At 72.9% G+C, this 13,015-nt stretch carries 12 protein-coding genes; 10 read left to right on the forward strand and 2 right to left on the reverse strand.

The annotated features are described in order from the left end of the window. Window positions 1–127: 127 nt before the first annotated feature. The 4 genes from V6U79_RS08110 to V6U79_RS08125 all read left to right on the forward strand — a co-directional run bounded on the left by V6U79_RS08110 (window position 128) and on the right by V6U79_RS08125 (window position 4,130). Window positions 128–922: a DUF3152 domain-containing protein gene (locus V6U79_RS08110; RefSeq protein WP_334614090.1), complete on the forward strand. Its 795-nt coding sequence runs from the start codon at window positions 128–130 to the stop codon at window positions 920–922. Window positions 923–1,066: 144 nt separating this feature from the next. Continuing rightward, window positions 1,067–3,373, forward strand: a complete 2,307-nt coding sequence (locus V6U79_RS08115) for a PKD domain-containing protein (RefSeq protein WP_334614091.1) — start codon at window positions 1,067–1,069, stop codon at window positions 3,371–3,373. A gap of 125 nt (window positions 3,374–3,498) precedes the next feature. Further along, a complete protein-coding gene (locus V6U79_RS08120; RefSeq protein ID WP_334524704.1) occupies window positions 3,499–3,708 on the forward strand; it encodes a type II toxin-antitoxin system VapB family antitoxin in 210 nt (69 codons plus the stop codon). Beyond that, a complete protein-coding gene (locus V6U79_RS08125) occupies window positions 3,705–4,130 on the forward strand; it encodes a PIN domain nuclease (protein ID WP_334614092.1) in 426 nt (141 codons plus the stop codon). Before V6U79_RS08120 ends, V6U79_RS08125 begins: the two co-directional genes overlap by 4 nt. Before the next feature lie 43 nt (window positions 4,131–4,173). Here the strand turns inward: V6U79_RS08125 and V6U79_RS08130 are convergent, their stop codons facing one another. After that, entirely contained in the window at window positions 4,174–5,466 is a 1,293-nt protein-coding gene (locus V6U79_RS08130) for an acetyl-CoA C-acetyltransferase (protein WP_334614093.1), read from the reverse strand. Between the two features lie 56 nt (window positions 5,467–5,522). On the opposite strand from V6U79_RS08130, the gene V6U79_RS08135 reads away from it, so the two are divergent. The 3 genes from V6U79_RS08135 to V6U79_RS08145 all read left to right on the forward strand — a co-directional run bounded on the left by V6U79_RS08135 (window position 5,523) and on the right by V6U79_RS08145 (window position 8,655). Then, complete coding sequence (locus tag V6U79_RS08135; protein WP_334524698.1) at window positions 5,523–6,893, forward strand: 3-oxoacyl-ACP reductase; 1,371 nt, start codon at window positions 5,523–5,525, stop codon at window positions 6,891–6,893. Beyond that, window positions 6,893–7,954 (forward strand): MaoC/PaaZ C-terminal domain-containing protein, encoded by a 1,062-nt coding sequence (locus V6U79_RS08140; protein ID WP_334614168.1) that lies wholly within the window; start codon window positions 6,893–6,895, stop codon window positions 7,952–7,954. The genes V6U79_RS08135 and V6U79_RS08140 overlap by 1 nt, the downstream gene beginning before the upstream one ends. 83 nt (window positions 7,955–8,037) lie before the next feature. Beyond that, entirely contained in the window at window positions 8,038–8,655 is a 618-nt protein-coding gene (locus tag V6U79_RS08145; RefSeq protein ID WP_334614094.1) for a DedA family protein, read from the forward strand. 187 nt (window positions 8,656–8,842) lie between these two features. On the opposite strand, the gene V6U79_RS08150 is transcribed toward V6U79_RS08145, so the two are convergent. Further along, window positions 8,843–9,481, reverse strand: coding sequence for a TetR/AcrR family transcriptional regulator (locus V6U79_RS08150; protein WP_334524692.1), 639 nt, complete (start codon window positions 9,479–9,481; stop codon window positions 8,843–8,845). Between the two features lie 71 nt (window positions 9,482–9,552). Here V6U79_RS08150 and V6U79_RS08155 point away from each other — a divergent pair, with 71 nt between their 5' ends. From V6U79_RS08155 to V6U79_RS08165, 3 genes are all read left to right on the forward strand, one after another. Next, window positions 9,553–10,005 (forward strand): SCP2 sterol-binding domain-containing protein, encoded by a 453-nt coding sequence (locus V6U79_RS08155; RefSeq protein ID WP_334614095.1) that lies wholly within the window; start codon window positions 9,553–9,555, stop codon window positions 10,003–10,005. Between the two features lies 1 nt (window position 10,006). Further along, entirely contained in the window at window positions 10,007–11,221 is a 1,215-nt protein-coding gene (locus V6U79_RS08160; RefSeq protein WP_334524686.1) for an acyl-CoA dehydrogenase family protein, read from the forward strand. A gap of 165 nt (window positions 11,222–11,386) precedes the next feature. Further along, entirely contained in the window at window positions 11,387–12,952 is a 1,566-nt protein-coding gene (locus V6U79_RS08165) for an AMP-binding protein (RefSeq protein ID WP_334524683.1), read from the forward strand. Window positions 12,953–13,015: the final 63 nt, after the last annotated feature.

Here is a 13,015-nt window from a genome sequence, read left to right on the forward strand (position 1 = left end):
CCCCACGCCGGACAGGACGAGTGGGGCGCGCGGAAGGTTGAGTCCTCGCGAGATCAACTTTTCGGCCAATTCGCTCGTCCTCCTCGCTACGCACCACCGGGCGGCGGTGCGCAGCGAGGGGAGACACATGACACCGAAGACTCCGGGCCGCGCGGGCGCCGGCGCCGTCCCGGTGCTGCTGGCTGCGCTGCTCAGCGGCTGTGCGCAGCCGGCGGCGGGGCAACCGGCGGCCCGGACCGCCGGACCGGCCGCCACGACGGCCACGCCCGCGACGTCGCCGTCCGCGACCGCCCGGCCGCAACCCGTCCCGATCACCTACCCCGCCGACGGCGGCAGCCGGTGGGAGGTCGCCGCCGGCGAAGCGGCGGCCCCGCGTGGCAGGGGTCGGTTGCTGCGCTACCGCGTCGCCGTGGAGCGCGACATCCGAGGCGTGTCGGTCCCGGCCTTCGCGGCCGAGGTCACCGGGACGTTGAACGACCCGCAGGGCTGGACGGCGGACGGGAGGCTGCGCCTGCGCCGGGTCGGACCGGGCCAGCCCGCCGACTTCACCATCTACCTCGCCACGCCCGGCACCCGCGACGAACTCTGCCAACACGGGCCGGACGGCTACACCTCCTGCCGCAACGGCGACCGGGTGGTGCTCAACGTCGCCCGCTGGGTCAAGGGTGTGCCGGGCTACGGCGCGAGCCTCGCGACCTACCGCCGGTACATGGTCAACCATGAGGTCGGGCACCGTCTCGGCCACGGCCACGAGCGGTGCCCGGGACGGGGCCGACCGGCGCCGGTGATGCAGCAGCAGTCGCTGGGCCTGCACGGCTGCACCGCGAACGCCATGCCGTACCTCGACGGTGAGCGGTACGCGGGGCGCTCGGGCGCGTACGACGACCCCGTCCCGCCCCGCGAGCGGGGCCGGCCGTCATGAGCCGGCGAGCGCGACGACGCTGCGCCGCCGGGTCCGACTGACCGTTTTGTCGTAGCGGACAGCGCACCACCCGCAGGTGACGGACCATCATCTCCATCTGACTTCCGGCCACGCCGGATCCTTCCTCCTCACCCGAGGGCACGCATGCAAAAAACAACCCTCGCCGGTCTGGCCACCATCGCGCTGACCGGCGGCACCCTGCTGGCCACCGAGGCACCCGCCCAGGCCACCGTGGAGAACCTGTACGTCAACCAGGCCGCCGCCAACTGCTCCGACCAGGGCCCGGGCGCCAAGACGGAGCCGTTCTGCACGATCGGAGCGGCCGCCGCGGTGGTCACCGCCGGACAGACGGTCTGGGTCGCCGGCGGCAGCTACCCCGAGCGGGTCACCATCCCGGCCTCCGGCACCTACGAATTGCCGATCGGCTTCATCGCGAACGGTCCGGTCACCCTCACCGGACCGACCGCGGGGTTCGTCGTCGACGGCCAGCACAACATCGGAATCCAGGATTTCCGGATCAACGGGGCGGCCGCCGTGCCCGCCCTCGACATCCGCAACTCCTCATACATCGAGGTCGTGGGCGGCAACTTCACGATGGCCAGCTCCTCGACGGCACCCGCCGTCCGGCTCGCCGGGCTGGCCGGAGCGATCCTGAGGGACCTCGTCGTCAGCGGAACGGCGCTCACCGACGGACTGACGATGGACGCCGCCACCAGCGACGTGCAGGTCACCAACTGGTCCATCATGACCGGACCGAAGTACGACGACCACAGCGTGGGGATCCGGGTCGACGGTCCACGTAACACCATCCTCGACAACATCGTCAGCGGCTTCACCGGCGGAGGGGTCGCACTGGGTCCGGGTGCGACCGACACGGTGGTGGCCAACAACCGGATCAACGGCGGGGGCGGCCACGGCATCCACAACGGCGGGGCCACTGGCACGGCCATCACCAACAACACCGTCCGGGACCGCTGCCTCGACGGCATCCGGGTCGACGGCGCCTCCGCCGGGGTCTCGGTGCAGAACAACGTGCTCACCAACAACGGTTCGTTCAGCCAGAGCTACTGCGACCCCACGGTCACCGACGGGGTCGAGATCGGTGTCCACGGCCCGGCCATGGCCGGCACGGTGGTCGACTACAACAACGCCCACCACCACTCGTCCCCGTCCTCGACGAGCTACTCGTGGAACGGGGCCCGGATGGGGCTGACCCAGTTCCGCACCGTCTCAGGCCAGGCCGCGCACGACCGGGACACGCCGAACACCAGGGACAACCAGGACTCGGCGAACTCGGCGGCCCCCGGCTACCAGGAGTACGACGCCGAGGTCACGTCGCGCGCCGACAATCCCGCCGTGCCGAACACCGGCGCCGGTCCGGTCACCTACGCCGACCGGGGCGCGATCGAGACCGTCGCGCCTCCGGTCGCGTCCTTCGACGTCGCCCTGGACCTGGGCGCGAGCAAGGTCACCGTGGACGCCTCCGCCTCCACGCCGGGCTTCGTACCGATCGAGTCCTACCGGTTCGAGTTCGGCGACGGCACCGTGGTCACCCAGACGACGCCGGTCGCCTCGCACAAGTACGCCACCCCGGGCAGCTACCGCGTCACGGTCAAGGCCACCGGGACCGACGGTCAGTCGGGCACCAGCACCGAGCAGGTGAGCGTGCTGCGGCGGACCGCCACGGTGGGTCTGCTCGCCCTCGCCAATCTCCGCTACGTCGGGTCGAGCACCAACCTCACCGCTCTCCAGCCCAACCAGGCCGGGTTGAGCACGTCCGCGCAGTTCGATCTCGCGGACGCCGGGGGCGGCCAGGTGGCCCTCTTCTCGCGGGCCAGCGGGCGGTACGTCACCGAGGTCCACGACACCAGCCTGACCGCGACGAGTCAGGTCGTGGACACCCGGGAGAAGTTCACCCTGATCCGCAACGGTGACGGGACCAGCAGCCTCAGGGCGGGCAGCGGCCGGTACGTCACGGCCGCGGCCGGGACCAGCTCCGCGCTGACCGCCAACCGGACCACCATCGGCACTGCCGAGAAGTTCCACCGGGTCACCGTGACCGACGCGTTCCGGTCGCTGAAGGCCCGCGCGAACGCCCGGTACGTCACGGCCGAGAGCGCCGGCACCAAGCCGCTCATCGCGCGGGGCACCGCCATCGGCCTCTGGGAGCGGTACGACGTGGTCGACCTCGGCAACGGGCAGGCAGCCCTCTTCGCCCGGGCCAACAACCGCTTCGTCACCGCCGCCAGCGGCGGGGCCCAGCCGCTGATCGCCAACCGCGCGGCCGTCAGCACCTGGGAACGCTTCACCCTGGTCCGCAACGCCGACGGCACGGTGAGCTTCAAGGCCGCCGCCAACGGCCGCTACGTCACCGCCGACAGCGCCGGGACGAAGCCCTTGATCGCCAACCGCACCTCGATCGGCTCGTGGGAGAAGTTCACCCTGGGCTGAGCCCGTCGCATCCGGTCCGACGCCCGCCAGGTCAACCCTGGCGGGCGTCGCGCTTCCGGCCGCAGCAGCTCCTCCGACCGCCGAAAAGGATATACTCCTGGAGCCTTCGGTATATAGGAGCGCGCATGACGAAGATTCTCGTGGACGTGGACGACGCCGCCCTGGCCGACGCCGCCGAAGCGTTCGGCACGAAGACCAAGAAGGACACCGTGAACGTGGCACTGCGCGAAGGCGCGGCCCGGCTCCGTCGCGCGCGAGCTCTGGCCGAACTGGGCATGCGCGGGGAAGCGGGAGACTTCGACGAGTTGCTCGACAAGGGCAACTACCGGTCGTGAAGCTCGCCGACTACCTGGTCGACACCAGCGCGCTGGTGCGACTGCTCCGGGATCCGGCGCTGCGGGTTCGCTGGGAGCCCGCCATCACCGCCGGTCTGCTCGCGATCTGTCCGCTGATCGAGCTGGAGTTCCTGCACACCGCGAGGTCCGCGGCCGACCGGTCCCGCCTGGCGGACCTGCTGCGGACCACGTTCGGCTGGGTGACCATGCCGGACCGGAGCTACGAGCGGGCGGCCGAAATCCAGGAGGAGTTGACGGCGCGGGGCACCCATAGATCAGCCGGCGCGGTGGATCTGCTGATCGCCGCGACCGCCGAGTACCAGGGGCTGTCCGTCCTGCACTACGACCACGACTTCGACCAGGTGGCGGCCGTGACGGGGCAACCCATGCGCTGGGTCGCCCCGGCGGGCACGATCAAATAGCTGTCCCCCGGGCCGGTCGGCACCGCACCGGACGAGGCAACCCTCAGCGCTCCAGGATCGCCGTGACGCCCTGCCCGCCGGCCGCGCAGATGGAGATCAGTCCCCGGCCGCTGCCCTTCGTGGCGAGCAGCTTGGCCAGGGTGGCGACGATCCGGCCGCCGGTGGCGGCGAACGGGTGCCCGGCGGCGAGCGAGGAGCCGTTGACGTTGAGCCGGTCCCGGTCGATCGAGCCGAGCGGGGCGTCCAGCCCCAGCCGGTCCTTGCAGAACTCCGGCGACTCCCAGGCGGCCAGGGTGGCCAGCACCTGCGAGGCGAACGCCTCGTGGATCTCGTAGTAGTCGAAGTCCTGGAGCGTCAGCCCGGCCCGGGCCAGCATCCGGGGCACCGCGTACGCGGGAGCCATCAGCAGTCCCTCGTCGCCGTGGACGAAGTCGACGGCGGCCACCTCGTTGAAGCTGAACCAGGCCAGCACCGGCAGGTGGTGCTCGCGCGCCCACTCCTCGGAGGCGAGCAGCACGGTCGACGCGCCGTCGGTGAGCGGGGAGGAGTTGCCGGCGGTCATGGTCGCCTGGTCGGCGTCGGGGCCCTTCGCGCCGAAGACCGGCCGGAGTGAGCCGAGCTTCTCCAGGGTGGTGTCCGGGCGGAGGTTCTGGTCCCGGGTCAGTCCGAGGTAGGGCGTCATCAGGTCGTCGAAGAAGCCCTGGTCGTACGCGGCGGCGAGCCGCTGGTGCGACCGGAGGGCCAGTTCGTCCTGGGCCTGCCGGTCGATCTGCCAGCGCACCGCCGTGCGGGCGGCGTGCTCGCCCATGGAGAGCCCGGTGCGGGGTTCGGCGTTGCGCGGGATCTCCGGCTTGAACGGCTGGTGCGGGCGCAGCTTGGCGGCGATCCTGAGCCGCTCGCCGAGGGTGCGGGCCGAGTTGAGCTTGAGCAGGGTGCGGCGCATGTCCTCGTTGACCGCCAGGGGCGCGTCGGAGGTGGTGTCGACGCCACCGGCGATGCCGACGTCGATCTGCCCGAGGGCGATCTTGTTGGCGACCAGGATGGCCGCCTCCAGGCCGGTGCCGCAGGCCTGCTGGATGTCGTACGCGGGGGTGTGCGGGTCGAGTTTCGAGCCGAGCACCACCTCGCGGGTGAGGTTGAAGTCCTTCGCGTGCTTGAGCACCGCGCCGGCGACCACCTCACCGACCCGCTGGCCGGCCAGGCCGAAGCGGGCGACGAGTCCGTCCAGCGCGGCGCCGAGCATGTCGGCGTTGGACGCGCTCGCGTACCGCGAGTTGGACCGGGCGAAGGGGATGCGGTTGCCGCCGATGACCGCGACCCGCCGGATGCTCTGCACGATCCCGCCTCCGTTTCAGGACTTGCCCACAACCTACTGGCCAGTAGGCTACGCCTATGACCGACAGGTACGCGAGCTTCGTCCAATCGGGGGCCGGCCGCGCGCTGGTCAAGCGCCTCGGGCTGCCCGACCCGCCGCGACTGCGCCGGCACACGCCCGGCGACCCGCTCCTGCCCGGGCCGGCGCTGCTCGGCGCGGCCACCGGCGGCCGGCTCGGCGAGCCGGTCGGCAAGATCCTGACCTTCGCCGGGGTCGAGGTGCGCGATCCCGTGGCCGGCACCACCGCCGCCGACGGCACCCCCCAGCGGTACGGCGCCCTGGTCTACGACGCCACCGGCATCACCGACTCCACCCAGCTTCGCCAGCTGTACGACTTCTTCCACCCGCAGGCCCGCTCGGTGCTGCCCAGCGGCCGGGTGATCGTGCTGGGCACCCCGCCGGCCGAGTGCGACTCGCCGCGCGGGGCCACCGCCCAGCGCGCCCTGGAGGGCCTGACCCGCAGCATCGGCAAGGAGTTCGGCCGGGGCGTCACCGCCCAGCTCGTGTACGTCACGAAGGAGGGCGACGCGGGCACCCTGACCGGCCTGGAGTCGACCCTCCGATTCCTCCTGTCCGGTCGGTCCGCGTACGTCTCGGGGCAGGTGGTCCGGGTGGGCGCCGGGCACGCGGAGCCGCCGGCGGACTGGGACCGCCCGCTGGACGGTCAGGTCGTCCTGGTCACCGGGGCGGCCCGGGGCATCGGCGCGGCGCTGGCGAAGGTGCTGGCCCGCGACGGCGCGCAGGTCGTCGCCCTGGACATCCCAGCGGCCGGCGACGAGCTGGCCGCGGTGGCCAACGAGATCGGCGGCACCGCCGTGCAGCTCGACCTGACCACCCCGGACGCGCCGGCCCGGCTCGCCGAGCACCTGGCCACCCGGCACGGCCGGGTGGACGTGGTGGTGCACAACGCCGGGATCACCCGGGACAAGACCCTCGGCCGGATGGACGCCGGCCGGTGGGACTCGGTGATCGACGTGAACCTCTCCAGCCAGGAGCGGATCAACGACGTGCTGCTGGAGCGGGAGCTGATCCCGTCCGGCGGGCGGATCGTCACGGTCTCCTCGATCGCCGGCATCGCCGGCAACCGGGGGCAGACCAACTACGCCACCAGCAAGGCCGGGGTGATCGGCCTGGTCGACTCCCTCGCCCCGGTGCTGCGCGGGCGCGGGATCAGCGTCAACGCCGTCGCGCCCGGGTTCATCGAGACCCGGTTGACCGCCCGCGTCCCACTGGCGCTGCGCGAGGCGGGTCGCCGGATGAACAGCATGGCGCAGGGTGGCCTGCCGGTGGACGTCGCGGAGACCATCGGCTGGCTGGCCTGGCCGGCCTCCGGCGCGGTCAGCGGCAACGTGGTCCGGGTCTGCGGCCAGAGCCTGCTGGGGGCGTGATGGCGAAGCGAGGGCAACGACCGGAGGACGGCCCGACGGAGAACCTCTCCGTCGGAGACCTCATCGACGGGCCGACCGAGGTGATCTCGGCGGCGGACCTGGCCGCCGTCCGGGCCGCCGCGTCGGAGCACGACGTGAGCCTGGAAGCCACCCACGACCTGTCGGCGTACGCCACGGAGGACCTGTCGGCGCACGCCGCCCCGGCCGGCCGGGCCCGGGTCGAGCTGGACCGGATGCCGGCACAGGGGGCGCTCTACCGGCGGGCGCTGCGGGACGCGCTGCCCGTCATCGGCCGGTCCGCCCGGCCGGACGCGCCGCCGCAGGTGGAGCTGGCCGTCGCCGGGATCACCGTCGACCGGGCGCACCTGGCCGACTACGACCGGGTCTGCGGGTTCCGGCTGGCCGACCGGCTGCCGGCCACGTACCCGCACATCATGGGTTTCCCGCTCTCGCTGCGGCTGATGACCACGCCGGAGTTCCCGATCGCACTGACCGGGGTGGTGCACGTCGGCAACCGGATCACCGTGCACCGGCCGCTCGACGCCGGTGAGGCGCTCGACTTCACCACCCACGCGGAGAACCTGCGCCCGCACGAGCGGGGGCGGCAGATCGACGTGGTGCTGGTCGGGTCGGTCGGGGGCGAGGAGGTCTGGCGCGGCGTCTCGACGTACCTCGGCAAGGAGCGCACGCCCGGCGGTGGCGACCGGCGCGACCGGGGTGAGCGCCCCGCGCCGCCGGCCGCCACGGCGCACTGGCGGGTCTCCCCCCGGGTGGGTACGGACTACGCCCGGGTCTCCGGCGACCACAACCCGATCCACACCTCCCGACTGGGGGCGCGGCTGCTGGGCTTCCCCCGGCCGATCGCGCACGGCATGTGGAGCAAGGCGCGCTGCCTGGCGGCGCTGGAGAGCCGGCTGCCGGAGGCGTACACGGTGGACGTGTCGTTCAAGCTGCCGGTGCCGCTGCCGACGACGGTGGCCTTCAGCGCGACCCCGGCCTGGGACTTCGCCCTGCACGACGCGCGGAGCGGCCGTCCGCACCTGGTCGGCACCGTCCGCTGAACGACGCAGGGGTTGGCCGTCGGTTCCGGGGCTGATCCGGCGACTCGGCCCGCGGCCGGTGGTCCAGCGCCCAGCATGAGGTCATGCAGTCCGTGCTCGACCTGTTCCACCACACGGTCACCTCGCCGTGGGTGTTCCTGGTGATCTTCACGGTCACCGCGGTCGACGCGTTCTTCCCGGCCGTGCCGGGCGAGACGGTGGTGATCACCGCCGGGGTCTTCGCGGCGGGTGGCGAGCCCAACCTGGTCGCGGTGATCGTGGCGGCCGGGCTCGGCGCCCTGGCCGGCGACCACGTCTCGTACGCCATCGGTCGGGGCGGCGGCGCCGACCGGCTGGCCCGGCTGCCCGCGCACAGCCGGCGCCGGGCCAGCTCGGAGTGGGCCCGGCGGGCCGTCGACCGGCGCGGCGGGTCGATCCTCACCACCTCGCGGTACATCCCCGGCGGCCGTACCGCCGTCACCCTGACCATGGGGGCGGTCGGCTACCCGCCGCTGCGCTTCCTCTTCTTCGACGCGGTCGCCACCGGCAGCTGGGCGCTCTACTGCGCGCTGCTCGGCTACTTCGGCGGACTCGCCTTCGAGCAGGACCCGGTGCGGGCCCTGCTGGCCGGCGTCGGGCTCTCGCTGGCGGTCACCGGCCTGGTGGAGGTGGTCCGCTGGCTGCGCCGCCGCGCCCACCGCCGTCCCGCCGTCCACCGCTGACCGGCGCCGCTCCCCCGGCACCGCTCCCCCGGCACCGCTCATGATCGGGTCGCAATATCCGCGACGACGCGCCGCCGAAGCTGTCGGAAATCGGCACCCGATCATGAGCCGCCCCGGGCTACCGCGGTTGGGACGCCGCCCGGCCCGCGGGGGCGCGGGGCGCGGGGCGCGGTCGGGGGCGCGGCCGTCAGTTCGCCGGCGGTCGCCAGGTGGCGCCGCCAAGCAGCTGGCCGGCGCCGAGCCAGGCCGCGTTCATCATCCGGGTGGCGGTCTTCTCCGGGTCGGCCTCCGGGTGGTCGGCGAGCCAGTCCGCGAGCGACTCGGTCGCCCCGACCAGGGCGTACGCGACCACTTCCAGCTCGGTCTCGCCGACCTCGCGCCCCTCGGCGCGCAGCGCGTGGTCGAGCATGCCGGCGACCACCTCGACCAGCCGGGCGCGCATGGCGGCCAGCTCACCGGCGAAGGGCTGGGTGCCCCGGGCCTGCCGGTAGAGCATCGCCCAGCCGTCCCGGTGCGCGCCGACGAAGCCGAAGAAGGCGCGCAGCCCGCGCCAGAGCCGCTCGTCGGCGGGCAGGTCCGGCGCGGCCGCCCCGGCGATGGCCTGCGTCATCCGGGTGCCCTCGCGGTGCAGGCAGGCGATGAAGAGCTCCTCCTTGGTGCCGAGGTAGGCGTAGACCATCGGCTTGGAGATGCCGGCGTCCTCGGCGATCTCGTCCATGCTGGCGGCGTGGAAGCCGCGTCGGGAGAAGACCTTGACCGCCGCGTCGAGCATCTGCTGCTCGCGTACGGCCCGGGGCAGGCGCTTGAACGTGGGGGCGCTGGACACCCTTGCGAGCATACCTACTCGTGCGTAAGGTTACGCGCGAGTAGCCAAATCCCCCGGAAGGTGCAGCCCTCATGACTGACTTCGACCCGGCCAACTTTGCGAACGTCGGCCCGAAGGAGTTCGCCCAGCTCGTCAAGTCCACCCCCGATGACAAGATCGCCGAGGTGATGTCCGGCGACCTGCGCGGCAAGATCCTCAGCGAGGTCTTCGGCCGGATGCCGCAGCTGTTCCGCGCCGACCGGGCCGGCTCCACCAACGCGGTGATCCACTGGAACATCACCGGTCGCCCCGACGGTGGCACCGACACCTACGAGGTCATCGTCGAGAACGGCACCTGCACGGTCAACGAGTCCGCGACCCGCGACCCGAAGCTCAGCCTCACCATGGGCCCGGTCGAGTTCCTGAAGATCGTCTCCGGCGGCGCCAACCCGGTGATGATGTTCATGACCGGCAAGCTGAAGGCCAAGGGCGACCTGGGCCTGGCCGCCAACATCGCCAACCTGTTCGACATCCCCAAGGCCTGACATGGCCGAGTTCTCGCTCGACCTGAACGAGGAACAGCGGGATCTACGCGACTGGGTGCACGGCTTCGCCGCAGAGGTCGTGCGCCCGGCCGCGGCCGAGTGGGACGCCCGGGAGGAGACTCCCTGGCCGGTCATCCAGGAAGCGGCGAAGGTCGGCCTGTACGGGTTCGAGTTCATCGCCACCTGCTGGGCCGACCCCACCGGCCTGTCACTGCCGATCGCCAGCGAGGAACTCTTCTGGGGCGACGCCGGCATCGGCCTGAGCATCTTCGGCACCTCCCTCGCGGTCGCCGCCATCTACGGCGCCGGCACCCCGGATCAGCTCGTCGAATGGGTGCCGCAGTGCTTCGGCGACGTCGACCGGCCCGCCGTGGCCGCGTTCTGCACCAGCGAGCCGGAGGCCGGCTCCGACGTCGGCGCCATGCGCACCCGCGCCGTCTACGACGAGGCCACCGACGAGTGGGTGCTGCGCGGGCAGAAGGCGTACGCCACCAACGGCGGGATCGCCGGGGTGCACGTGGTCACCGCCTCGGTCGAACCCGAGCTGGGCTCGCGCGGGCAGGCCGCGTTCGTCGTACCGCCGGGCACCGCGGGGCTGCACGCCACCCGCAAGCTGCGCAAGCTGGGCCTGCGCGCGTCGCACACCGCCGACGTCTTCCTCGACGACGTACGCGTCCCCGGGAGTTGCCTGCTCGGCGGCCGGGACGCCCTGCTGGAGCGGCTCGACCGGGCGCGCTCCGGGCAACGCGCCTCCGGGCAGGCCGCCATGCGCACCTTCGAGCTGTCCCGCCCCACCGTCGGCGCGCAGGCGCTCGGGGTGGCCCGGGCCGCCTACGAGTACGCCCTGGACTACGCGAAGGACCGGGTCCAGTTCGGCCGGCCCATCATCGCCAACCAGGCGGTCGCCTTCGCGCTGGCCGACATGAAGATGGAGATCGACGCCGCCCGGCTCCTGGTCTGGCGGGCCTCCTGGATGGGGCGCAACAACCGGCCGTTCACCGCCGGTGAGGGCTCGATGTCCAAGCTGAAGGCCGGCGAGGTGGCTGTCGCGGTGACCGAGAAGGCGGTGCAGCTGCTCGGCGGCGCCGGCTTCCTCCGGGACCACCCGGTCGAGCGCTGGTACCGCGACGCGAAGATCTACACCATCTTCGAGGGCACCTCGGAGATCCAACGGCTGGTCATCTCCCGCGCCATCTCCGGCATGCAGATCCGCTGACCCGTCACCGTCGGTGGCGGCTTCCGCGACGGCGGGTGCCCGTCAGGTGGCACCCGATCGACGCCGGTTGGGCCGGTGGCGGCATCCGGTGCATGATCGGAAAACGACGCTCCGGTGAAGGGCCCCTGCGAGGGCGCTTCCGTGCACCCGAAGGAGGCCCACGACATGGACCTGCCGTTCGTCGTGGCCACGCTGACCCGGCGCGGGCTGCTCACCCCGGGCCGGCCGGTCCGGGTCGCCTCCCAGCTCGGCGCGCTGCGCAAGTGGGGCTGGAGCCTCGCCGGCGAGCTGCGGCAGGCCGCCGCCCGCGACCCCGGCCGGGTCGCCGTCGTCGACGACCAGGGCACCGAACTGACCTACCAGGAGTTGCTGGACCGGGCCGAGCGGCTGGCCCGGGCGCTGCGCGCCGCGCTCGGTGTGCAGGCCGGCGACCGGGTGGGCGTGCTCTGCCGCAACCACCACGGCCTGATCGAGGCGGTGGTCGCCGCCACCGTGCTCGGCGCCGACGCGGTGCTGGTCAACAGCGGCCTCTCCGCCGCGCAACTCGCCACCGTCGCCGAGGAGCAGCAGCTCCGGGTGCTGGTGCACGACGACGAGTTCGCCGAGCGGGTCCTCGGGCTCCCCGCCGAGGTGCACCGGGTGGACGAACGCGGCCTGGAGGAGCTGATCGCCGGCGCCCTCCCGGGCGACCAGTTGCGCCCGCCGGAACGGGACGGCCGGACCATCGTGCTCACCTCCGGCACCACCGGCACGCCGAAGGGCGCGCGTCGCCCCACGCCGAACGGCTTCGGCCCGCTGGTGTCCATCATCGACCGCATCCCGCTGCACGCCCGCGACACCGTGATGATCGCCGCGCCGCTCTTCCACACCTGGGGGTACGCCGCCCTCCAGGTGGCGTTCGCGCTGCGCGCCACGATCGTGCTGCACCGCCGCTTCGAGCCGGCCGCCACGCTGGCCGCGCTCGCGGAGCACCGGTGCGAGGCGCTCTTCGCCGTACCGGTGATGCTGCAGCGCCTGCTCGACGCGCCGCCGCCGGACCCGCGGCCGCCCCTGAAGGTGGTGGCGGTGAGCGGGTCGGCGCTGCCCGGCGGGCTGGCCCCCCGGTTCATGGACGTCTACGGAGACGTGATCTACAACCTGTACGGCTCGACGGAGGTCTCCTGGGCGTCCATCGCCACCCCGGCCGACCTGCGCGAGGCCCCCACCACCGCCGGCCGGCCCCCGCACGGCACCCGGCTGGAGATCCTCGACGACGACGGGCAGCCGGTGCCCGCCGGGCGGGTCGGGCGGATCTTCGTGGGCAACGAGATGCTCTTCGAGGGCTACACCTCCGGCGCGCGGCGGGAGACCCGCGACGGGCTGCTCGACACCGGCGACCTGGGCCGGATCAACGCCGAGGGGCTGCTCTTCGTCGACGGCCGCGCCGACGACATGATCGTCTCGGGTGGGGAGAACGTCTTCCCGTCCGAGGTGGAGGACCTCCTCGCCCGCCTGCCCCAGGTCCGTGAGGCCGCCGTCATCGGCGTACCCGACCCGGAGTACGGCCAGCGCCTCGCCGCCTTCCTCGGCCTGCACCCCGGCGAGACCCTCGACCCCGAGGCGGTCCGCGAGTACGTCCGGCACTACCTGGCCCGCTTCTCCGTCCCCCGGGACGTGGTCTTCGTGAAGTACCTGCCCCGCAACGCCACCGGCAAGGTGCTCACCCGCGAGCTGCGCCGCTACTACAGCTGACCGGGTATCCCCGGAGCCACCGTCCCGGGTGTCCCGGGGGATTCTCCCCGATGCTCCCGAGCC

The organism is Micromonospora psammae, assembly GCF_036902725.1.
GTDB lineage: Bacteria > Actinomycetota > Actinomycetes > Mycobacteriales > Micromonosporaceae > Micromonospora.